This is a genomic window from Streptomyces lydicamycinicus (genome assembly GCF_000829715.2).
Taxonomy (GTDB): domain Bacteria; phylum Actinomycetota; class Actinomycetes; order Streptomycetales; family Streptomycetaceae; genus Streptomyces; species Streptomyces lydicamycinicus.
In genome coordinates this window covers 700021-720458 of the sequence record NZ_BBNO01000001.1, presented here as the reverse complement: position 1 = coordinate 720458, position 20438 = coordinate 700021, and the positions used below count along the sequence as shown (strand labels likewise).

The following is a 20438-nucleotide window of genomic DNA, read 5'->3' as shown; positions in this document are numbered from 1 at the left end:
CCCTCGGCCGTCTCACCCGGCCCGGTCGCCGCAGGCCAGGACCCTGGCCAGCGCCTCGACGACCCGGGGCTCGTGGTCCCGCGCGGTGGACAGCCGCAGCCGCTCCAGGGCGCGCAGCCGAACGCCCGGCCCCGCAGACTCCCCCGAGAGATCGTCGTAGGCGTTGACGGTGCGGACGATACGTGCCGTGACCGGCTGCTCGCGATACGGATCGGCCTGCCGCTCGACGATCACCGCGACCTCGGCGGGGACGCCGGTCTGCCGGACCACGGCGCCGCCCAGCAGCGCGATCCGGCGCTGTTCGGCGGGCGGCAGCGGCGCGGTCGCCCCGTCCGGCACCGGGTCCAGCAGCGCGAGCTGGCCGATGTCATGCATCAGCGCGGCATGTTCGAGCACATCCAGATCCGGTTCGTTCAGGCCGAGTTCACGACCCACCGCGCGGCTGAGCGCGGCCACCCGGCGGGCATGGCCGTGCGGGGTGTAGCCGGCGATCTCGGTGGAGCGGGCCAGCGAGGCGATGGTCTGGCGGTAGGTGGCGCGGACGGCCGCGAACCGGCGGAAGGCGAACTGGGTCAGCAGCAGCGGCAGACAGAACACCGGCAGCGCCCACAGCCCGGCGACCGCGGTGGCCAGCGAGATCACCACCCCGGTGGCGCAGACCGCCGAGCCGATGCCGAGCAGGGCGCGCAACTCGTCGCGCAGCAGCGGCCCGTACGGCCAGCCGGTGCGGGCCCGGGCGAGCGCGGCCACCAGGACCGCGTCGCACAGCGCGGTCAGCGCCAGCAGCGCGATCAGGAAGACCGGGTAGACCGGCCCGGAGGCCACCCAGGAGCCCAGCGTGCCGGTGTTGTAGAGGGGCTGGAAGCAGGTGGCGGCGAAGCCGGTGGTCAGTAGCCGGCGCGCCAGGGGGTCGAGCGCCGGTCCCTCGCCGCGCGCGAGCCGCGGGACGAGGCCGACCAGACCGGCCGCCAGGACCACGGCCACGACCTGATGGACGCCATGGGTCGTCGGCCGTCCGCCGGCCTCGCCGAGCAGGGCGTAGGCGAGGGCACCGGCCGCGCCGAGCGGTGCGCCCTCGCGCACCCCCGGCACCCGTGCGCCCCCGGCCGCCGGGGCGGGCCCCTGCCCCACCAGCTCACCCACCGTGATCAGCACCCCGAAGGCCAGCGCGATCCCCGGCTCGGCCAGACCGTCCCACAGCGTCCGGCCCAGCGACCAGCACGCGAGCGCGGCGGCCGGGACATAGACCGCGGCGATCACGGCGCGGGCGCCGCAGCTGCCCGACTCCGTGGTGCGCGGGGCGCCGGGCGCTTGAGCCGGTGCGGCCCGGCGTCCGGCCGCCCGGCCGCGCCGGGGCTCCTCCGGGACGCCGCTCACCGCACACCGTCCCGCCCCGCCCGTTCGGGCAAGGGCACCGGCGGCACCGGTACGGGCTCCCCGCCCCCGGCATCCCGCGGCGGGACGTCCTCCCGCTCGGACCGCCCCGCGCCGGGCTCCGGAGCCGCCGTCACCAGGTCCGGATGCCAGCCGTAGCGGTCGAGCGAGGCCACCAGCGCGCGGACCATCCGCGGATCGAACTGCGCACCGGCGCACTTGCGCAGCTCCGCGACGGCCACCGGCACCGGCCGGGCCCGGCGGTAGGAACGGGTCGAGGTCATCGCGTCGAAGGCGTCGGCGACCGCCACCACCCGTGCCACCTCCGGGATCTGATGTCCCCTCAGCCCGTAGGGATAGCCGCTGCCGTCCAGCCGCTCGTGGTGGTGCAGGATCGCCGCCCGCGCCTCCTCCAGGAAGCCGATGCCGCGCACGATCTCGTGTCCGTACTCGGGGTGCAGCTCGATGACCCGGCGTTCCTGGGGCGTCAGCGGCCCGTCCTTGCGCAACAGCCGGGTGGGGACGCCGAGTTTGCCGACGTCGTGCAGGATGCCGGCGAACCGCAGCGCCTCCATACGGTCCTCCGCCAGGCCCAGCTCCCGGGCGATCATCACCGAGGCGCGGCCGACCCGCTCGCTGTGCCCGCGGGTGTAGCGGTCCTTGATGTCCACGGCCTGGACGAGGGCGCGGATGGTGGCCCGGTGGGCGGCCCGTTCCCGGTGATACCGGTCGAAGGCCCAGCAGGAGAGGTACATCGGCAGCAGCACCAGCAGCGCCGCCGGCGGTCCGTACGAGCTGCACCACAGGACCGCCATCATCAGCCCGGCCAGGCCGTGCACCAGATGCGGCGCCAGGGAGCGGGTCAGCAGCCCGCGCCAGGCGGTGCGGACGGGGTGCCGCTCGGCGGCGGCCAGCACCCCGCCGTCGAGCGCGGCGAGCACCACGCAGAAGGTGGCCGCGGCCGCCACGGCCGGCAGCAGCACCACGGGGAACTGCGGTGCGGACAGCGGCTGGTGGCCGAGGGACCGGAACACCTGGGCGGCCGCCCAGCAGGCCAGCGCCAGCTCGGCGGCGTGCCAGAGCCGGCGGGCGGCGGCGAAGCGCGGCTCGGCCGGTGCGAGCAGCGCGCCGGGGACCGCGGCCAGCGCGGCCAGCGGCGGCGGCAGCAGAAAGACCCCGGCGAGCAGGACGGGGCCGGCCCATCCGGTGGGAAAACCGCCCGGGGCCCCGGAGTCGGGGGCGTACGGGGCCCGGCCGGCCCGGCAGCGGCGCAGCTGTTCGCAGAGCCCGTACAGGATGGCCAGGGCGAGGGCGCTGCTCCAGGGGGCGCCGGGGCCGAGGCCCACAGCGGGGGCGGCACACAGCGCCGCGGCCGGCGCGGCGCAGCCGATATACCCTCGTGCGGCCGCCGGAAGTCCTCGCATCGCGCCTCCTCGCCCTGCCCACCGCTCCCCCGGGCTCGGAGGGAGCCGGGGCCCTGGCGCGCCGCATCCGCAGTGCGCTCGGGTCGGTGAGAATAGAGGGGCGAAGGCCCCGGGGAAGGCGGTTCAGCGGATCGGGCGGGACGATGGCCCCGCCCCTCACCCCTTGGGGTGATGTGCCGCGTTATTCGGCCCGTGCGGCCCGGGTACGTGCATCGGTGGAGCCGGTCGCGTCGGCCGGACCGGTCCCCTCCTCCGCCGCGGACGCCGCGGCGTCCTCCCGCGCGCGCTGCGCCTGTTCCTTCTTGGCCTGTTCGAGCACGCTCACCTCGGGGACGGTCTCCCCGGCCCGGATGAGCTCGATCCGGCCCATGACCTTGGAGCGCAGATCGCTGGGGACGTCGTCATGGCCGCAGCAGCGCTTGACGAGCTTCTTGACGGCCTGCTCCAGGCCGTACTTCTCCAGGCACGGCGAGCACTCGTCGAGATGCACCTGGAAGTCTGCGCACTCCCCGGCGGGCATCTCCCGGTCGAGATACTCGTAGAGGTGGTCAAGGACCTCTGAGCAGTCCTTCTCGTGCGGCTCTCCGCAGCTCATGATCCCGAGCCTTTCCGGTCGTGCGCGTCCGACGTCTGCGCGGCCTGCGGGTCACCGGCCGCCGCCCCCGCCGGGACCAGCCCGCGCTCACGGGCGTAATCCTCCAGCATGCCGCGCAGTTGGCGCCGGCCGCGGTGCAGACGGGACATCACCGTGCCGATGGGTGTCCCCATGATGTCCGCGATCTCCTTGTACGCAAAGCCCTCCACGTCCGCCAGGTAGACCGCGATACGGAATTCCTCAGGGATCGCCTGGAGTGCGGCCTTCACGTCCGAGTCGGGGAGGTGGTCGAGCGCCTGCGACTCGGCGGAACGCAGCCCGGTCGACATATGCGACTCGGCGCGCGCCAGCTGCCAGTCCTCGATCTCCTCGGCGGCACTGCGCTGCGGCTCACGCTGCTTCTTGCGGTAGGAGTTGATGAAGGTGTTGGTGAGGATGCGGTAGAGCCACGCCTTGAGGTTGGTGCCCTCCCGGAACTGGTGGAAGGACGCGTACGCCTTCGCGTACATCTCCTGCACCAGGTCCTCCGCATCGGCCGGATTGCGCGTCATGCGCAGCGCGGCGGAGTACATCTGGTCCAGGAAGGTGAGCGCGTCCCGCTCGAAGCGCGCATTGCGCTCGGCGGCGCTCTCCTGGGCCTGCTCCTCAGCCGTGCCGTCGGTCCCTGCGTCGGTACCGGTGACCGGACCCACCTCCTCCAACACCGTCCTGGATCCGGATGCGGACCCACCCGATTCGGAGAATAGACGACGATCCGGTGCCGCCGCCGCTCCAGCCAGGGCGGGCTGCGTGACCTGCATCTGCGACCACGGCAGATCGGCGGCCGGGCGGGCCGGGCAAGCGATTCCCATGCGGCGGACTCCCATTCCTCGTCGTTCACCGGACGTACTCGAGCACTACGCCTGGCACAACAGGCGCGTTCGCCGCGGCATTCCCGGTCCGCTGTCAAGACTTCGGACGGAACGACGGGTTGACAAATGCGCTTGCCGCTTCGGCAATAGAAGGGTGAACGATCAGGCATACGAGCGGGTACTCGCCGAGGTGGGCCCGCGGCTGCGGCGGATGCGCCAGGAGCGCGGGGTGACGCTGACCGCGCTCTCCGAGGCGACCGGCATCTCGGTGAGCACGCTGTCGCGCCTGGAGTCCGGCGGCCGCAAGGCCACCCTCGAACTGCTGCTGCCGCTGGCGCAGGCCCATCAGGTGCCGCTGGACGAGCTGGTGGGGGCGCCGGAGGTCGGCGATCCCCGGGTGCGGGCGGCCCCGATGCGGCTCGGGGACAGGACCGCGATCCCGCTGACCCGGCAGCCGGGCGCGCTGCAGGCGTTCAAGCTGATCCTCGATCCGGTCGACGGGCCGCGTGAGCAGCGCACACACGAGGGCTACGAGTGGCTGTACGTGCTCTCCGGACGGCTGCGGCTGCTGCTGGCCGACCGCGATGTGGAGCTGCGGGCCGGGGAGGCGGCGGAGTTCGACACCCGGCTGCCGCACTGGTTCGGCCCGGCGGGCGACGAGCCGGTGGAGCTGCTGAGCCTCTTCGGCAGACAGGGCGAGCGGATGCATGTCCGGGCCCGGCCGCGCGGACAGGACGGGTGAACCGGGCCGAACCCGCGGGCGGGGGCCGCCCGTCCCGGCCCGCCGAGCCGCCGACGCCCGCCGCTGCGGCACGTACCGGCCCGGCAGCCGCCCGGACCCCCGCGCCGCCCGGCAGCCGAACCGTCAGCCGAACACCCCGTCCAGCCAGCCCGTCACCGCGTCCGTGAGCACGGCCATCGACTCCGCCTCCCCGACGCCTGCCTTCTTCGGTACCGCGAAGCCGTGGTCACCGTGAGCCACCTCGGCGAGCTCCGTCCCCGGCGGGAACTCCTCCGGCCGGCCGAACGGGTCCCGGCCGCCCTGGACGACCAGCGTCGGCACCCCGGCGCCGGTCAGCTCGTCGGCCCGGGACTTCTCGGGCCGGCCCGGCGGGTGCAGCGGGAAGCTCAGCGCCACCACTGCCCGGGCTCCCAGCTCACGCGCCGTACGGCAGGCCACCCGGGCCCCGGCGCTCCGGCCACCGGCGACCACCGGCAGCCCCGGCTTCGCCAGCGCCGGCCACAGCGCGGTCCAGCCGGTGTCCAGGGTCTTCGGCGCGGGCGCCACCTTCTTGCCCGCCACCCGCCACGGCTGCTCGACCAGCGCCACGGAGTAGCCACGGGCCGGCAGCGCGGCCGCCAGCGCCTGGAGATCACGCGCCTCGATGCCGCCGCCGGCGCCATGGCTCAGCGCCACCACGGCCCGCGCCGGCTCCGCCGTGCGGTACCAGGTGATCCGGGCATCGCCCGCCGGTGTCGCGACCGTCTCGGTCTCCCTCGCCCCAGTGCTCATACGCCCATCCTGCCCGCGCCGCGGCGGGAAGGGCAGCGCGGCGGGCCGTGCGGCGGCTCAGAACAGCGTGCCGACCTCGGGTCCGTCGAGCTCGGTGACCAGCTCGGGCCCGTTGTTGCGGACGTTGCTGACCCCGGTCGGCACGGGATGGGCACGCATCAGCCCGGCCGGCGGCGGCGTCAGCAATTCGCGTACCTCGTCCGGGTCGGTACGGGCCGGGTCGAGCCAGGCGTCCCAGCTGTCCGGGGTCAGTACCAGCGGCATCCGGGGGTGGATCTCGGCCAGCGACTGCGGCCCGTCGCCGCCGTCCGCCCCGGCCAGCGGTGTGGTCTCGGCCTCGGTGGTGACCACGGTGCAGGTCACCCACCAGGCCAGCGGGTGGTCGCCGGGCAGCGTCCGGTCCCGCCAGAACTCGTACAGCCCGGCCATCGCCATCACGGAGCCGTCCGCGGGCGTCACGAAATACGGCTGCTTACGGGGCCGCTTCTTCTTGCCCTGCTCCTCCAGCTGCCGTTCCGCGGCGTCGGTGACCCACTCGAAATACCCGTCTCCGGGCAGCAGGCACCGACGGGTCGCGAAGGCCTGCCGGAAGGACGGCTTCTCGTGCACCGTCTCCGCCCGGGCATTGATCATCTTCGCGGCGGCCTCGGGTGATTTCGACCACGACGGGACCAGGCCCCATTTCAGCGCCCGCAGCTGGCGCGCCGGACCGCCCGGCGGGAGGTCCTCGGCCGCCGCTCCCTTGAGGGGACGTTCGAGCACCGCGTGCACCGGGTCCGTCGGGGCCACGTTCCAACTGGGCGCGAGGGTCTCCGTCGGCTCCCACCGCTGAACGCCGAAGAGTCCCACCAGCTCCTCGGGACGACGACTCGCTGCATACCTACCGCACATGCGTGCCACACTGCCATGCCACACGAAGGGGAGACATGGACACCGACCACCTCACGGACATATGGAGCCGCGTGTTCGGGACCCAGCCCGATCCCTCGCTCTGGCTGGTGATCGCCACGGCGGTGCTCGCGCTGGGCGCCGTCGTCCCGCGCACCGCCTGGCGGCTTGCGCGCAACGCCGTCACCATCGCGCACGAGGGCGGGCACGGGCTGATCGCGCTGCTCACCGGCCGCCGCCTGGACGGCATCCGGCTGCACTCCGACACCTCGGGGCTGACCGTCTCGCGGGGCAAGCCGACCGGTCTGGGCATGGTGCTGACCGCCGCGGCCGGCTACATCGCGCCGTCGCTGCTCGGTCTGGCGGGCGCCGCGCTCCTCGCCGCGGGGCACATCACGGCGCTGCTGTGGGGCGCCACCGTGCTGCTCCTGGCGATGCTGATCATGATCCGGAACGCCTACGGCGTGCTCACGGTCGTGCTCACCGGCGCCGCGTTCGTGCTGGTCTCCTGGCTGACGACGCCGGATGTGCAGGCGGCGTTCGCGTATGTGGTGGTGTGGTTCCTCCTGCTGGGCGGGGTGCGGCCGCCGTTCGAGCTCCAGGGGAAGCGGCGCCGGGGCGGGGCCGTGGACTCCGACCCGGACCAGCTGGCGCGGCTGACCCATGTCCCGGCGGCCATCTGGCTCGGCCTCTTCCACGTGGTGACGCTGTGCTCGCTGATCGGCGGCGGGCGCTGGCTGCTCGGCCTCTGACGTCAACCGCCCCGCGCCGGGGGCCGGTTCCGCCGCCGCCCCGGCCGGTGGTTCCGCCGGCGACGCGGTTCCGGCACGTGAGCGCACTGCCCGTGCCATGTTTCACAGGGGTTGCGGCGCTTTTGATCAAGATCGGCACCCTTGCCCAGCCATTAAAGTAAGGGCATGACCGAGAGCCCCACACATCCCGCCCTGTGGCCCGCCCCCCTCGCCTCCGGGGCCGTCGATGCCACCGTCACCGTGCCCGGCTCCAAATCGGTCACCAATCGCGGCCTGGTCCTGGCCGCCCTCTCCGCCGAGCCCGGCTGGCTGCGCCGGCCGCTGCGCTCCCGTGACACGCTCCTGATGGCCGAGGCCCTGCGCACCCTGGGCGTCGGCATCGAGGAGACCGCTTCCTCCAGCTCGGACGCCGCCGGGCAGCCCGGTGGCGGGGAGGCCTGGCGGGTGATCCCGGCGGGCCTGCACGGCCCGGCCACCATCGACGTCGGCAATGCCGGAACGGTCATGCGCTTCCTGCCGCCGGTCGCCGCGCTCGCCGACGGCCCGATCCGTTTCGACGGCGACCCGCGCTCCTACGAGCGTCCGCTCGGCGGCGTGATCGACGCGCTGCGCGCCCTGGGCGCCCGGATCGACGACGACAACCGCGGGGCGCTGCCCATGACGGTCTTCGGCAGCGGCGGCCTGGACGGCGGCCGGGTCGAGATCGACGCGTCCTCGTCCTCCCAGTTCGTCAGCGCGCTGCTGCTCTCCGCGCCGCGCTTCAACCAGGGCGTCGAGGTCCGGCACGTGGGCGCGGCGCTGCCCTCCATGCCGCACATCCGGATGACCGTCGACATGCTGCGCAGCGTCGGCGCGCAGGTGGACACCCCGGAGGCGGGCGGCGAGCCCAACGTCTGGCGGGTCACCCCGGGCGCGCTGCTCGGCCGCGACCTGGTCGTCGAGCCGGACCTGTCGAACGCCCAGCCGTTCCTGGCCGCGGCGCTGGTCACCGGCGGCCGGGTCACCATCCCGGACTGGCCCGAGCACACCACGCAGCCCGGTGACGCGCTGCGCGAGATCTTCACCACCATGGGCGGTTCCTGCGAGCTGACCGACCGGGGGCTGACCTTCACCGGCAGCGGCCGTATCCACGGCATCGACGTCGACCTGAGCGAGGTCGGCGAGCTGACCCCCGGCATCGCCGCGGTCGCCGCGCTGGCCGACTCCCCCTCCACGCTGCGCGGGGTGGCGCACCTCCGGCTGCACGAGACCGACCGGCTGGCCGCCCTCACCAAGGAGCTCAACGAGCTCGGCGGCGATGTCACCGAGACCGCGGACGGTCTGCACATCCGCCCGCGTCCCCTGCACGGCGGGGTCTTCCACACCTACGAGGACCACCGGCTGGCCACCGCCGCGGCGATCATCGGCCTGGCCGTCGACGGTGTGCAGGTGGAGAACGTCGCCACCACCGCCAAGACGCTGCCGGACTTCCCGGCGATGTGGACGGACATGCTCGACCCGGCGGCCGTGCCGGCCCGGAGAGGCTGAGGCTGACGCCGCCATGCGCCGCTACGGAAAGAACCCCGACGAGGACGACATCCGCGTCCGCCCCAACCCCAAGGGCAACCGCCCCCGCACCAACCGCCGCCCCAAGCACGAGGACGCGGGCGAAGGCCTGGTCCTGACCGTCGACCGGGGCCGGCTGACCTGCCTCATCGAGGGCCGTACGGTCACCGCGATGAAGGCCCGTGAGCTGGGCCGCAAGAGCGCGGTGGTCGGCGACCGGGTCGCCGTCGTGGGTGATCTGAGCGGCGCCAAGGACACCCTCGCCCGGATCGTCCGGGTCGAGCCGCGTTCCTCGACGCTGCGCCGTACGGCCGACGATGACGACCCGTTCGAGCGGGTCGTGGTCGCCAACGCCGACCAGCTCGCGATCGTCACCGCACTCGCCGACCCCGAGCCGCGCCCCCGGCTCATCGACCGCTGTCTGGTCGCCGCCTACGACGCGGGCCTCGACCCGCTGCTGGTGCTGACCAAGTCCGATCTGGCGTCCGCGGACACCCTGCTGGATTCCTACGGCGCGCTCGGCGTCCCCTACATCGTCACCAATCGCGACGAACTCGCCGACGGCAGCGCCGCCGAGCGGATCCGGGCCACCCTCGCGGGCCGTATGACGGCGTTCGTCGGGCACTCCGGCGTGGGCAAGACCACCCTGGTCAACGCTCTGGTCCCGGAGCGCCGCCGGGCCACCGGGCATGTCAACGCGGTCACCGGCCGCGGGCGGCACACCACCACCTCCGCGCTGGCGCTGCCGCTGCCCGACGACTCGGGCTGGGTCATCGACACCCCCGGTGTCCGGTCCTTCGGGCTGCATCACGTCGACCCGTCCCGGGTCATCCACGCCTTCCCGGATCTGGAGCCGGGCACCGCGGAATGCCCGCGGGCCTGTAGCCATGACGAACCGGACTGCGCGCTGGACGAGTGGGTCAGCGACGGCCACGCCGATCCGGCCCGCCTCTACTCCTTGCGCCGCCTCCTGGCCACCCGTGAGCGACGCGAGGGCGACTGATCGCCGAAGTTTGCCGCCGCCCGTCCGAGGTAAAGGCATAATCACATCGAGGTCGGCGCAGTGTTCCGTCAGGCCCGGACCGCCCGGACGGGGCCTTGGGGAGTGATTCTGACGCCCCGTCGTCGCTCACCGAGACAGGCCCTGGCTGACGGAGGCAATGGGACATGGCGTGGCTGCTGGTCGTGGTGGCGGGGATCCTGGAGACCGGCTTCGCGGTCTGCCTCAAGCTGTCGCACGGCTTCACCCGGCTGTTCCCGACCATCGCGTTCGCGGCCTTCGCCCTCGGCAGTTTCGGTCTGCTGACGCTGGCGCTGCGCAGGCTCGACGTCGGCCCGGCGTATGCGGTGTGGACCGGCATCGGTGCGGCCGGTACGGCGATCTACGGCATGGTCTTCCTCGGCGATGTGGTCTCCACCCTGAAGATCGTCTCCATCACCATGGTCATCGTCGGGGTGGTCGGGCTGCAGCTGTCGGGGGCGGCGCACTGAGCCGGCGCCCCGCGAACCGCCCCCGCCGTCCGCGGCCGGGCCCCGCGCAGCCGTGACACCTCGTCAGCAGTGTTCCCCCGGCCGCGCATCGGCCGGTATCCGGGCGAAGGCGCCCCGTACGAGCCGGGACACCGCCTCCGTCTCCAGCTCCCGACGCGACCGCGGTGCCGGTGCGCGCCCCGCGGACGGTGCCGACCCCGGCGTCACGGGAGCGACCACACAGGCCAGGGTCAGCCGCGCCGCGGTCTCGCAGGCGGTGCACAGGGCGGGCAGCGCTTCCTCGGGCCAGTCGGGTTCCAGCGCCGCGACCGCCTGGTCGCAGAAGCGGCCGACGAGTTCTGCGGGCCCCGGCAGCGGCCCGTCGCCCGACGGCGCGGTCCGCTGGGCGGGGATGCCGGGCCGGGTGGCTCGTGGCGGCGCGGCACCGACGGCCGCGGGGGCCGGCAGCCGGTCGCTCCAGCACCCGGTCAGTACGGCCCTGACCAGGGGGTTGGCGCGCGCGGTCCGCAGCGTCCAGGCGGCCGCGGCCGCCACCCGGCCCGCCGCGTCGCGCCTGGCGCCGGCGGCCGGGGAGCCCTGGGACAGCGCCCGCGCGACCCCGGCGAGGTAGTTGTCGGTCTCCCGGCGGACGAGGGCGCGGGCCAGCCCCTCCTTGCTGCCGAACTCGTTGTAGAGCGTCTGCCGGGACACCCCGGCCGCGGCCGCGACATCGACCATCCGCACGGCCGTCCAGGCCCGTTCCGTCAGCGCCGTGTAGGCGGCGTCCAGCAAGGATTCACGCGCTGCGGGCATCCGTCGCCTCCCCGGCCGCCGGCCCCGGGTAGCCGGTGTGCGCACAGAATTGACGCACCGCCAGATACTGTCAAGGGTCGTCGCGGCGGGGGCGCACCGGCGGCGCGCGGGCCGCCACACGCCGGGCGGCGCATGGTCGTGTGGCTCCGGCGTATACCAATGGATACTGTTCGCACATGCCCGACTATCACGATGATCTTCGCCTCGGCCATGTTCTCGCGGACGCCGCGGACGCCGCCACCATGGAGCGCTTCAAGGCCCTCGACCTCAAGGTCGAGACCAAACCGGACATGACACCGGTGAGTGAGGCGGACAAGGCCGCCGAAGAGCTGATCCGCAGCCAGCTCCAGCGGGCCCGGCCACGGGACGCGGTGCTCGGCGAGGAGTTCGGCAGCGAGGGCGCGGGGCCGCGCCGCTGGATCATCGACCCGATCGACGGCACGAAGAACTATGTCCGCGGGGTGCCGGTCTGGGCGACGCTGATCGCGCTGATGGAGCGCGGGGAGGGCGGTGACCGCCCGGTGGTCGGCATCGTCTCGGCACCGGCGCTCAACCGCCGCTGGTGGGCCGCCGACGGCCTGGGCGCCTTCACCGGCCGCAGCCTGACCTCCGCGACCCAGCTCCGGGTCTCCCAGGTCGGCCGTATCCAGGACGCCTCGTTCGCGTACTCGTCGCTGACCGGCTGGGAGGAGCGCGGCAAGCTGCCCAGCTTCCTCGATCTGAGCCGGGACTGCTGGCGCACCCGGGGCTACGGGGACTTCTGGCCGTACATGATGATCGCCGAGGGTTCGGTGGACATCTGCGCCGAGCCGGAGCTGTCGCTGTGGGACATGGCGGCCTGTGCGGTGGTGGTGAAGGAGGCCGGCGGACAGTTCACCGGCCTGGACGGCAAGCCGGGCCCGCACAGCGGCAACGCGGCTGCCTCGAACGGTCTGCTGCACGAGGATCTGCTGGGTTATCTCGGCGACTCCCCGCACTGACCTGCGGCGGGGCGCGCATTCGGACAACCGTCCAGCAGTTGCCCCTTGTTGCATCGGCGGAGGCATGTGAACATGAGAATCCCCCACTTTGTGAACTTGTGAATCCCTTCGCAAGCACATTCACCAAGGAGGTGGCTCCACTCCATGCCCATGCACGTCAAAGACGCCATGAGCACGGTGGTCCTCACCATCGGGCCCGCTCACACCCTCCGCCAGGCGGCGCAGCTGATGGCGGCCCGCCGCATCGGCGCGGCCGTGGTCCTCGACAACGACACCTGTGGCATCGGCATCCTCACCGAGCGCGACATCCTCAACTCCCTCGGCGCGGGCGAGAACCCCGACCAGGAGACCGCCCAGACCCACACCACCCCGGACGTGGTCTTCGCCGCTCCGGACTGGACCCTGGACGATGCCGCGGACGCCATGGTGCGCGGTGGCTTCCGCCATCTGATCGTGCTCAACGACCAGGAACCGGTCGGTGTGGTCTCCGTACGCGACATCATCCGCTGCTGGTCGACCACCACGGAACGGGCCCGCCCCGTACCCGCCTGACTCCCACACGGCTCCGCCCCCGGAGCCGCACACACGAAGAGGCCGAAGCCCCATGGCATCCGGCCTCTTCGCTTATTTACGGCAGCGACAATTGAGCAACCCCCACGGCGCGTAACCACTTCCGCGAAAGCGATGGGGGTCCCCCCGCGCCTTAAGCGTGGGGGAGGTTTAGCCGCATAAGGGGCGCCCGCCCAGTCAGCCGCGCAGGGCCTGGACCGCGGCTTCCAGCCGCTTGCCGTAGTCCGCGTCCGCCTTGCGGAAGTTCTCGATCGCCCGCTGGGCGATGTCATCGCGGGAGACCTGGGCGATGAAACCCGCCAGGTTGTCGATCAGGCGCCCCTTCTCGTCCTCCGCCATCAGCCGGTAGAGGTTTCCGGCCTGGACGAAGTCGTCGTCCTCCGCGTGCGAGGGCGCGGCATGCTCGCCGGTGGGGCCGGTCACGGCGGCCGGCTGCCACAGCGGACGGCCGGTCTCGACCGGGCCGCCGAAGCTGTTGGGCTCGTAGTTCTTCCGGCCCGCGTGGCGGCCGTCGTAGAGCACGCCGTCCCGGCCGTGGCTGCGCGCCTCGGTGGCGTGCGGGCGGTTCACCGGCAGGTGGTCGGCGTTGATGCCGACGCGGTAGCGGTGCGCGTCGCCGTACGCGAAGAGACGGCCCTGGAGCATCTTGTCGGGGGACGGGCCGATACCCGGCACGAAGTGGTGCGGGGAGAAGATCGACTGCTCGACCTCGGCGAAGATGTTCTGCGGGTTGCGGTTGAGCTCCAGCTTGCCGATCTCGATCGGCGGGTAGTCCTCGTGCGGCCAGACCTTGGTCAAGTCGAACGGGTTGAAGCGGTAGTTGGCCGCCTCGGCCGCGGGCATGATCTGCACCTGGACGGTCCAGCTCGGGAAGTCGCCGCGCTCGATGGACTCCCGCAGATCGCGCTGGTGGCTGTCCGGGTCGAGGCCGGAGGTCTCCGCGGCCTCGGAGGTCGTGAGGTTCTTGATGCCCTGGTCGGTCTTGAAGTGGTACTTGACCCAGAAGACCTCGCCGGCCTCGTTGTTCCACTGGAAGGTGTGCGAGCCGTAGCCGTTCATGTGGCGGTAGGAGGCGGGGATGCCGCGGTCGCCGAACAGCCAGGTGACCTGGTGGGTGGACTCGGGCGACAGGCCCCAGAAGTCCCAGACGTTGTCCGCCTCCTGCGAGCCGGTGTACGGGTCGCGCTTCTGGGTGTGGATGAAGTCCGGGAACTTGATGGCGTCCTTGATGAAGAACACCGGGGTGTTGTTGCCGACGAGGTCGTAGTTGCCCTCTTCGGTGTAGAACTTCAGCGCGAAGCCGCGCGGGTCACGCACCGCGTCGGCGGAGCCGAGGTTGCCCGCGACGGTGGAGAAGCGCAGGAACGTCTCGGTCTGCTTGCCGACCTCGGAGAGGAACGCGGCGCGGGTGTACTTGGTCACGTCCGCGGTGACCGTGAAGGTGCCGTACGCACCGGCGCCGCGGGCGTGCACGATGCGCTCCGGGATGCGCTCCCGGTTGAAGTGCGCGAGCTTCTCGATCAGGAGCTGGTCCTGGATGAGGCCGGGTCCGCCGATGCCCGCCGTCTCGCTGTTCTGGTTGTCCCCGACCGGAGCCCCGGACTCCGTGGTCAGCGGTCCAGTGGTGCTCTCTACCGACACGTGCGCCTCCTGAAAAGTCTTCTCCACCTGCCCTTGGCTTGCGCCGGTCACGATCCTACATTGGACAATGTCTAAGTCAAGAAGGATGTGAAACTCGTACACGATCCGGTGATGGATCCCCCACTGCTACGCTGGGTCTATCTGACTGATAGGTGAATGGCATGAGTGACCTGCTTGAACGGCTCCGGGGACGCGGCTGGCGGCTGACCGCGCAGCGACGCGTCGTCGCCGAGGTCCTCGACGGGGACCACGTCCACTACACCGCTGACGAAGTGCACGCGCTGGCATCCGCCCGGCTGCCCGAGATCTCCCGCGCGACGGTCTACAACACCCTGGGCGAGCTGGTGTCGCTCGGCGAGGTGCTCGAGGTGAGCACCGACGGCCGGGCCAAGCGCTACGACCCCAACGCCCACCACGAGCACCAGCACCTGGTCTGCTCGCAGTGCGGCACGATCCGGGACGTCCACCTTCAGGGCGACCCGCTGTCCGCCCTGCCCGAGCCGGAGCGCTACGGCTTCCAGGTATCCGAGGTCACCGTCACCTACCGGGGCATCTGCCCCACGTGCAGCGCCCCGTCCTGACACCCGCGGCCGGTCCCCGTCCGGGCCGCCCCCGCACCCGATCACCTCATACGCACGACCGAGCCCACGCCCACCCGGCCGCGGGCTCCTTCGCATGCCCGGCCGGCGGCCCGTCGCCCGCGCCCTCACCCCCACGCCTCCGCGCCTCCCCACACCGCACAACCCTGCCCGCACGCCCCTTGCCCAAATCTGACGCACCGTCATATCGTCGGCGGGCCGCGCTTTCCGGCCACCGGGCCCCACCGGCCCCGGGCCGCGCACCACGGCGGCACCCTGTCCGCACTCCGCAAGGAGCACCCCGTGGGAGAGCCGCCCCCTTCGTCCGCGACGCACCGCCCGGCCGCCGGCCCCGCCACCCCACCCGCCCTGCGCGCCCACGCCCTGGCCCGCTCCTTCGGCCGCGGCCGCAAGGCGCTGGCCGCCCTCGGCCCCGTCGATGCCGAGATCGCGCCGGGCGAATGCGTCTGTGTCGTCGGCCCCTCCGGCTGCGGGAAGTCGACCCTGCTGCGCATCGCCGCCGGGCTGCTGCGCCCCAGTGCCGGCGAACTGGAACTCCGGGTGAGCGCCGACCGCCCGGCCGCGATGATCTTCCAGGACTACGGCATCTACGACTGGAAGACGGTGCTGGGCAATGTCCGCTTCGGCCTCGACCTCCAGCGCGTCCCCCGTAAGGAGGCCGACGAAAGGGCCCGCTCCTGGCTCACCCGTATGGGGCTCGCCGACTTCGCCGGCGCCTACCCGGCCACGCTCTCCGGCGGTATGCGCCAGCGCGTCGCGCTGGCCCGCGCCCTCGCCGTGGACCCCGGAATCCTGCTGATGGACGAGCCGTTCGCGGCCCTCGACGCCCAGCTGCGCACCGTCCTCCAGGACGAACTGCTCGACCTCACCCAGACCACCCGCACCACCACCCTCTTCATCACCCACAGCCTCGAAGAAGCCCTGGTACTCGGCGACCGGGTCCTGGTCATGTCCGCCCGCCCCGGCCGGATCATCGCCGAACGCCGCCCGCCGTCCGGCCGCCCCCGCACCGGCGCGGTCCGCGCCACCCCCGAATTCACGGCCCTCAAGGCGGAGTTGTGGCAGCTGCTGCGTGACGAGGTCAACCGCGGCGGCTCCGCCCGCCGGACCACCGAGGGGGCCGTCCCCGCATGACCGCCGCCCTCCCCCGGCCCGGCCACGAGGACGACAGGCCCGCCGCGGCCGACCGCCTCGTCGTCCGCCGCCCCGGCCCGCGGGAACTGCGCCCCGGGCGCACCCACCGCCGCCGGCGCACCCTGGAGATCTCGCTGGCCGCCGCCGTACCACTGCTGCTCGTGCTGCTGTGGCAGCTGGCCGCCGACCGGGCCTGGCTCGACGCCCGCATCTACCCCGCACCCACGACGATCCTGGTCGACGGCTGGGACCGCGCCCTGGCCGGCGCACTGTGGCCGGACGTGGGAGCCACCCTCCGGCGCGTCCTGGCCGGCTATGCCGCCGGGACCGTCACCGGCTACCTCCTGGGCCTGCTGATGGGCTCGCTGTCACTCGTACGGGCCGCCCTCGAACCCCTCCTGGACGCCCTGTACGTGGTTCCCAAGCTGGCCCTGCTGCCGGTCTTCCTCAACATGTTCGGGCTCGGCGAGGGCCCGCAGGTCGCCCTCGTCGCCACCACCGTCTTCTTCTTCGTCTGGATCTCGACCATGGCGGCAGTACTGGCCATCCCCTCCGGCCACCGCGACGCCGGCCAGGTCTTCGGCGCGGGCCCCTGGCAGATGTTCCGGCACGTCCTGCTGCCCGCCTCGCTGCCCGCCGTCCTCGTGGGCGCCCGGATCGCCGCGGGCGTGGCCGTCCTGGTCATCGTCGCCTCGGAACAGATCGCCGCCACCGACGGCCTCGGGCATCTGATCTTCGACTCGCGCGCCCTGTTCCAGAACGACGTGATGTTCGTCGGCATCGTCTGTGTGGCCGTCCTCGGCGTGCTCTTCTCCGAGCTCGTACGGCTGGCCGGGCGCTTCCTCACCCCCTGGGCACCCCGCGACCGCGGCCGCCCCCGGAGCTGATCCCGCACCGCCCCGTCCGACCGGACGCCGCCCCGTACGGAGGTCCCATGCGCATCCGCACCACCACTGCCGCGCTGATCACCGCACTCGCCCTCGCCGCCGGCTGCGCCGCCCCCGAGGACCACCCCTCCGCCGCCCGGCCCCGCACCATCAAGCCCGTCGCGGGCTGCGGCCCGGCCGCCTGGACCGACCCCGCCGACCTCGCCCCGGACCGCCCACCGGCCCGCTGCGCCATGGGCGCCCCCGCTCCGCGCCCGCTCGCGAAACGCCGCACGCTCACCGTCGCCACCGGCACTCTCAACGCCGAGTACGTGGCCCCGCTGCGCCTGGCCCTCTCCAGGGGCGAGTTCACGAAGGAGGGCCTGGATGTCCGGCTGAAGGTGCTGCCCACCCCGGAGGCGCTGCCGCTACTGGCCAAGGGCGAACTGGACGCCTTGTGGGCGGCCCCCGAGGCCGCCGTCGTCAACGGCGTCCACGGCGGCTTCGACCTCCGCTGGGTGGCCGGCAACTTCTCCCCCGCCCCGAACTCCCGGAGCGGCCTGTGGGTGCGCCTCAGGAGCGGGGAGCGCGCCTCTTCGGTCTCCCTGGAGGGGACGAAGCTGGGCACCATGATCGGAAAAGGCTCCGTGATCATGTACCCGATGGCCAGGACCTTCGCCGGACACGGCGCCCGCCTGGACTCCGTCGCCTTCCAGCAGCTCGGCTCCGCCGACGTCCTGACCGCCCTGACCGGCGGCGGGGTGGACTCCGCCTGGCTGCTCGACCCGGTCTGGCGGCGGGTCGACGGCGACGAGAAATACGCATTCCTCGGCGGCCAGCCCCGGGGCGAACCCCTCGGCGGCGCCCTCTACGGCCCGGCGCTGCTCCAGCGGGACCCGGACGCCGGTGTCGCCTTCCTGCGCGCCTACCTCCGCACGGTCAACACCTACTTCGCCGGCGACTACAAGGCCGACCGGGCCTTCGTCGCCGAGCTGGCGAAGCTGCTGGACGTCGACGCGAAGATCCTCACCTCGGTGCCCTCCCTCCGGATGGACTGGGAGATCAGAAAGGGCACCACGGACCGGCTCCAGAAGGCCTACCGTGACGCCGGCGTCACCGAAGGAGCACCGCTCCCGGAGAACCGGCTCGTCGACCGCAGCCTGTACGCGGAGGCGGTCGGCCACCGGCTCCGGAGATGAGAACGACGAAGGCCCGGATTCTCGGAGAATCCGGGCCTTCGTCTTTCAGTAGCGGGGACAGGATTTGAACCTGCGACCTCTGGGTTATGAGCCCAGCGAGCTACCGAGCTGCTCCACCCCGCGTCGTTGTGTTCCACACTTTAACCCCGGCCCGACGACCAGCGCAAATTCCTTCCGGCGGGGCCCGGGACCCGGTTTGTTCGCCGGGTTCCGGGCCTCCGGACACCTCTGCCGCCCGCTACGCGCTGAGCTCCTCCTGGAGCGCCGTACGCAGCCGCGCCGCACGCTCCGCCACCTCCGGCGGGCCCAGCTCCACGGCGTGCGCACACCAGCTCTGCGCCTCCGCGAGCGCCCCGCGCCGGGCGGCGAGCAGCGCCAGCCGGAGCGCCGCCCGGCCGTGCCCGGCCTCGGCGGCGCGCTGCCACCACAGGGCGGCCTCCGGCAGGCTGCCCTCACGGGCCAGCAGCAGCCCGAGGTTGAAGGCGCCGTTACGGCTCCCGGCCTCGGCCGCCGCGCGGTACCACTCAGCGGCCTCGACGGTCTCCCCGCGAGCCGCCGCGAACATGCCAACGCGAACCTGGGCGCGACGGTGACCCTGGCGCGCGGCCCGCTCGTACCACTGCACGCTCTCGTCGTCCGCCGCGCGCTCCCCGTCCGCCAGCCCCTCACCCGCGGCCGCCGCCTGGCGGTCGAGGAGGTCGGCGAGCCGGAAGGCCGCCTCGGCGCTGCCGCCACCGGCCGCACAGCGCAGATTCCGCTCCGCGTCCTGGAGCTCACCGTCCCGCAGCTGCACGATGGCGACCTGAAGCGCCGCCTCGGTGTGCCCGGCCGCGGCCGCCCGCTCGTACCAGGTGTGCGCCGTACGCTCCGCACCCCGCCCGGCGAAGAGGATGCCGAGGTTGAACGCGGCGTCCACACTGCCCGCCTCGGCTGCCTTGGAGAACCACGGCTCGGCCCCTGCGGCGTCGCCACGCTGGAGCAGCAGAATGGCCAGCGCGTTGGCCGCCTCACGGTGCCCGGCGTAGGCGGCCCGGCGGTACCACTGCTCGCCGCGCCCCTCCCGGCCCTGCTCGGCGCACAGCAGCCCGATGTTGTAGGCGCCGTTGACATCCCCGGCGTCCAGAGCGACGCGGTACCAGCGCTCGGCGGTCTGAAGCTCACCGCGGTCGGCGTGCAGCGCCCCGAGCGCATTGGCAGCGTTGCCATCGCCGTCCTGGGCGGCGCGCCGCCACCATTCCGCGGCGCTCTCCTCGTCCCCCGCGTCGCGCAGCAGGAAGCCCAGCGCACAGGCGGCGCGCGCCTCCCCGTCCTTGGCGGCGGACAAGTACCAGCGCCCGGCCTCCTGGACGTCACCGCGCTCCTCCAGCAGCGCGCCCAGCTGGAGCGCGGCCCGCCGGTGGCCGCGCGCGGCGGCCTGGCGGTACCACTGCTCGGCCTCCTCCTGCTGCCTCAGCTCCCCGTACGCGGGGACCGCGCGGTGGTCCGCGTCGCGCCCTTCCTCGATGAGCCGGGCCAGGCGGTACGCGGCCTCGCGGTGACCACGCTCGGCGGCCGTACGGAACCAGCGCTCGGCACCGATGTCACCGCGGTGCTCCAGGAGGTCGGCGAGGGCGTAGGCGCCCAGGCAGTGGCCGGACTCGGCGGACTGGCGCAGCCAGTATTCGGCGGCCGGCTCGTCGCCGCGCTCCCGGTAGTGACGCCCGAGGGCGTGCGCGGCGGCGGCAGAACCGGCCACGGCGGCGATCCGCCACCAGCCGGCCGCCTCGTCCCCGTAGCCCCGCTGGTGGAGCAGCACGCCCAGGTTGTTGGCCGCGGCGCGGTCCCCGGCGGCGGCAGCGGACCGCAGATGCGGCTCGGCGCCGTCGAGGTCACCGCGGCGCAGCAGCATCGCACCGAGCGCGCTCATCGCGGCGGTGTCGCCCGCCTCGGCGGCCCGGCGGTGGCCGGACTCGGTCACGGCATCGGACGCCTCGGCGGCCTCTGCGGCCTCCATCGCGTCCATTTGCAGGTCGGATTCGCGCCCGTCATCGGGCGCATGCACAAACCGGTCCGTCTCCAACAACCTTGCCTTGTCCCCCATAAGACCCATCGTCGCATCACCTGTAACCCGCGTACACCTGGTATACCGCAGCCAGTGAGGTCACTTCAGCGGTTTGTCGACTTCCCGACACGACGACTTGGCAAACTCAAGCACACAGCTTCCCCACATGGGTTGTACGACCCG

Annotated in this window: 20 protein-coding genes and 1 tRNA gene; 11 read left to right on the top strand and 10 right to left on the bottom strand. The window is 73.1% G+C overall.

Annotated elements, in window-relative coordinates; all coding sequences use genetic code 11:
* Window positions 1–12 precede the first annotated feature (12 nt).
* The 4 genes from TU31_RS03110 to TU31_RS03095 form a co-directional block, all read right to left on the bottom strand.
* Window positions 13–1377: an HD-GYP domain-containing protein gene (locus tag TU31_RS03110; RefSeq protein WP_078885524.1), complete on the bottom strand. Its 1365-nt coding sequence runs from the start codon at window positions 1375–1377 to the stop codon at window positions 13–15.
* Complete coding sequence (locus TU31_RS03105; protein ID WP_042148464.1) at window positions 1374–2798, bottom strand: HD-GYP domain-containing protein; 1425 nt, start codon at window positions 2796–2798, stop codon at window positions 1374–1376. Before TU31_RS03105 ends, TU31_RS03110 begins: the two co-directional genes overlap by 4 nt.
* Before the next feature lie 181 nt (window positions 2799–2979).
* Window positions 2980–3393 (bottom strand): mycothiol system anti-sigma-R factor, encoded by a 414-nt coding sequence (rsrA, locus tag TU31_RS03100; protein WP_042148461.1) that lies wholly within the window; start codon window positions 3391–3393, stop codon window positions 2980–2982.
* Window positions 3390–4085 carry a sigma-70 family RNA polymerase sigma factor gene (locus TU31_RS03095; protein ID WP_219819184.1) on the bottom strand — a complete coding sequence of 232 codons (696 nt, stop codon included), beginning with the start codon at window positions 4083–4085 and terminating at the stop codon, window positions 3390–3392. Before TU31_RS03095 ends, rsrA begins: the two co-directional genes overlap by 4 nt.
* Before the next feature lie 313 nt (window positions 4086–4398).
* On the opposite strand from TU31_RS03095, the gene TU31_RS03090 reads away from it, so the two are divergent.
* A complete protein-coding gene (locus tag TU31_RS03090) occupies window positions 4399–4986 on the top strand; it encodes a helix-turn-helix domain-containing protein (RefSeq protein ID WP_052718808.1) in 588 nt (195 codons plus the stop codon).
* A 123-nt stretch (window positions 4987–5109) separates the two neighbouring features.
* On the opposite strand, the gene TU31_RS03085 is transcribed toward TU31_RS03090, so the two are convergent.
* Complete coding sequence (locus TU31_RS03085) at window positions 5110–5757, bottom strand: alpha/beta hydrolase family protein (RefSeq protein ID WP_042148454.1); 648 nt, start codon at window positions 5755–5757, stop codon at window positions 5110–5112.
* A 57-nt stretch (window positions 5758–5814) separates the two neighbouring features.
* Complete coding sequence (locus tag TU31_RS03080; protein WP_042148451.1) at window positions 5815–6648, bottom strand: SOS response-associated peptidase; 834 nt, start codon at window positions 6646–6648, stop codon at window positions 5815–5817.
* 35 nt (window positions 6649–6683) lie between these two features.
* Between TU31_RS03080 and TU31_RS03075 the strand changes: the two genes are divergently transcribed.
* The 4 genes from TU31_RS03075 (at window position 6684) to TU31_RS03060 (ending at window position 10433) form a co-directional block, all read left to right on the top strand.
* Window positions 6684–7397, top strand: a complete 714-nt coding sequence (locus tag TU31_RS03075) for a M50 family metallopeptidase (protein ID WP_042148448.1) — start codon at window positions 6684–6686, stop codon at window positions 7395–7397.
* Window positions 7398–7562: 165 nt separating this feature from the next.
* A complete protein-coding gene (aroA, locus tag TU31_RS03070; protein WP_042148444.1) occupies window positions 7563–8924 on the top strand; it encodes a 3-phosphoshikimate 1-carboxyvinyltransferase in 1362 nt (453 codons plus the stop codon).
* Between the two features lie 13 nt (window positions 8925–8937).
* Window positions 8938–9945, top strand: a complete 1008-nt coding sequence (gene rsgA / locus TU31_RS03065; RefSeq protein WP_042148441.1) for a ribosome small subunit-dependent GTPase A — start codon at window positions 8938–8940, stop codon at window positions 9943–9945.
* A gap of 164 nt (window positions 9946–10109) precedes the next feature.
* Complete coding sequence (locus tag TU31_RS03060; protein WP_042148438.1) at window positions 10110–10433, top strand: DMT family transporter; 324 nt, start codon at window positions 10110–10112, stop codon at window positions 10431–10433.
* 63 nt (window positions 10434–10496) lie between these two features.
* On the opposite strand, the gene TU31_RS03055 is transcribed toward TU31_RS03060, so the two are convergent.
* On the bottom strand, window positions 10497–11225 hold the full coding sequence (locus TU31_RS03055) for a TetR/AcrR family transcriptional regulator (protein ID WP_042148435.1): 729 nt from the start codon (window positions 11223–11225) through the stop codon (window positions 10497–10499).
* Between the two features lie 176 nt (window positions 11226–11401).
* Between TU31_RS03055 and hisN the strand changes: the two genes are divergently transcribed.
* Both hisN and TU31_RS03045 read left to right on the top strand, forming a co-directional pair.
* Complete coding sequence (hisN, locus tag TU31_RS03050; RefSeq protein WP_042148432.1) at window positions 11402–12205, top strand: histidinol-phosphatase; 804 nt, start codon at window positions 11402–11404, stop codon at window positions 12203–12205.
* A 150-nt stretch (window positions 12206–12355) separates the two neighbouring features.
* On the top strand, window positions 12356–12757 hold the full coding sequence (locus tag TU31_RS03045; RefSeq protein WP_042149880.1) for a CBS domain-containing protein: 402 nt from the start codon (window positions 12356–12358) through the stop codon (window positions 12755–12757).
* Window positions 12758–12952: 195 nt separating this feature from the next.
* Here TU31_RS03045 and TU31_RS03040 read toward each other — a convergent pair whose 3' ends face one another.
* The gene (locus TU31_RS03040) at window positions 12953–14416 is read right to left on the bottom strand and encodes a catalase (RefSeq protein ID WP_042148429.1); all 1464 of its coding nucleotides are present in this window, start codon (window positions 14414–14416) and stop codon (window positions 12953–12955) included.
* Between the two features lie 161 nt (window positions 14417–14577).
* Between TU31_RS03040 and TU31_RS03035 the strand changes: the two genes are divergently transcribed.
* The 4 genes from TU31_RS03035 to TU31_RS03020 all read left to right on the top strand — a co-directional run bounded on the left by TU31_RS03035 (window position 14578) and on the right by TU31_RS03020 (window position 18214).
* Window positions 14578–14997, top strand: coding sequence for a Fur family transcriptional regulator (locus TU31_RS03035; protein WP_042148425.1), 420 nt, complete (start codon window positions 14578–14580; stop codon window positions 14995–14997).
* A 300-nt stretch (window positions 14998–15297) separates the two neighbouring features.
* Window positions 15298–16149, top strand: coding sequence for an ABC transporter ATP-binding protein (locus TU31_RS03030; RefSeq protein ID WP_042148423.1), 852 nt, complete (start codon window positions 15298–15300; stop codon window positions 16147–16149).
* Entirely contained in the window at window positions 16146–17036 is an 891-nt protein-coding gene (locus tag TU31_RS03025) for an ABC transporter permease (protein ID WP_042148419.1), read from the top strand. The genes TU31_RS03030 and TU31_RS03025 overlap by 4 nt, the downstream gene beginning before the upstream one ends.
* 47 nt (window positions 17037–17083) lie before the next feature.
* Window positions 17084–18214, top strand: a complete 1131-nt coding sequence (locus tag TU31_RS03020) for an ABC transporter substrate-binding protein (protein WP_042148416.1) — start codon at window positions 17084–17086, stop codon at window positions 18212–18214.
* 49 nt (window positions 18215–18263) lie between these two features.
* Here TU31_RS03020 and TU31_RS03015 read toward each other — a convergent pair.
* A tRNA-Met gene (locus tag TU31_RS03015) sits at window positions 18264–18337 on the bottom strand.
* 115 nt (window positions 18338–18452) lie between these two features.
* Window positions 18453–20303, bottom strand: coding sequence for a tetratricopeptide repeat protein (locus TU31_RS03010; RefSeq protein WP_181018520.1), 1851 nt, complete (start codon window positions 20301–20303; stop codon window positions 18453–18455).
* Window positions 20304–20438 lie beyond the last annotated feature (135 nt).

Bases quoted from the DNA above. Each gene is read 5' to 3' on its own strand.
- TU31_RS03105 (WP_042148464.1), bottom strand. From the start codon at position 2,798: ATGCGAGGACTTCCGGCGGCCGCACGAGGGTATATCGGCTGCGCCGCG.
- rsrA (WP_042148461.1), bottom strand. From the start codon at position 3,393: ATGAGCTGCGGAGAGCCGCACGAGAAGGACTGCTCAGAGGTCCTTGAC.
- TU31_RS03085 (WP_042148454.1), bottom strand. From the start codon at position 5,757: ATGAGCACTGGGGCGAGGGAGACCGAGACGGTCGCGACACCGGCGGGC.
- TU31_RS03080 (WP_042148451.1), bottom strand. From the start codon at position 6,648: ATGTGCGGTAGGTATGCAGCGAGTCGTCGTCCCGAGGAGCTGGTGGGA.
- TU31_RS03075 (WP_042148448.1), top strand. From the start codon at position 6,684: ATGGACACCGACCACCTCACGGACATATGGAGCCGCGTGTTCGGGACC.
- aroA (WP_042148444.1), top strand. From the start codon at position 7,563: ATGACCGAGAGCCCCACACATCCCGCCCTGTGGCCCGCCCCCCTCGCC.
- rsgA (WP_042148441.1), top strand. From the start codon at position 8,938: ATGCGCCGCTACGGAAAGAACCCCGACGAGGACGACATCCGCGTCCGC.
- TU31_RS03060 (WP_042148438.1), top strand. From the start codon at position 10,110: ATGGCGTGGCTGCTGGTCGTGGTGGCGGGGATCCTGGAGACCGGCTTC.
- TU31_RS03055 (WP_042148435.1), bottom strand. From the start codon at position 11,225: ATGCCCGCAGCGCGTGAATCCTTGCTGGACGCCGCCTACACGGCGCTG.
- hisN (WP_042148432.1), top strand. From the start codon at position 11,402: ATGCCCGACTATCACGATGATCTTCGCCTCGGCCATGTTCTCGCGGAC.
- TU31_RS03045 (WP_042149880.1), top strand. From the start codon at position 12,356: ATGCACGTCAAAGACGCCATGAGCACGGTGGTCCTCACCATCGGGCCC.
- TU31_RS03035 (WP_042148425.1), top strand. From the start codon at position 14,578: ATGAGTGACCTGCTTGAACGGCTCCGGGGACGCGGCTGGCGGCTGACC.
- TU31_RS03025 (WP_042148419.1), top strand. From the start codon at position 16,146: ATGACCGCCGCCCTCCCCCGGCCCGGCCACGAGGACGACAGGCCCGCC.
- TU31_RS03020 (WP_042148416.1), top strand. From the start codon at position 17,084: ATGCGCATCCGCACCACCACTGCCGCGCTGATCACCGCACTCGCCCTC.
- TU31_RS03010 (WP_181018520.1), bottom strand. From the start codon at position 20,303: ATGGGTCTTATGGGGGACAAGGCAAGGTTGTTGGAGACGGACCGGTTT.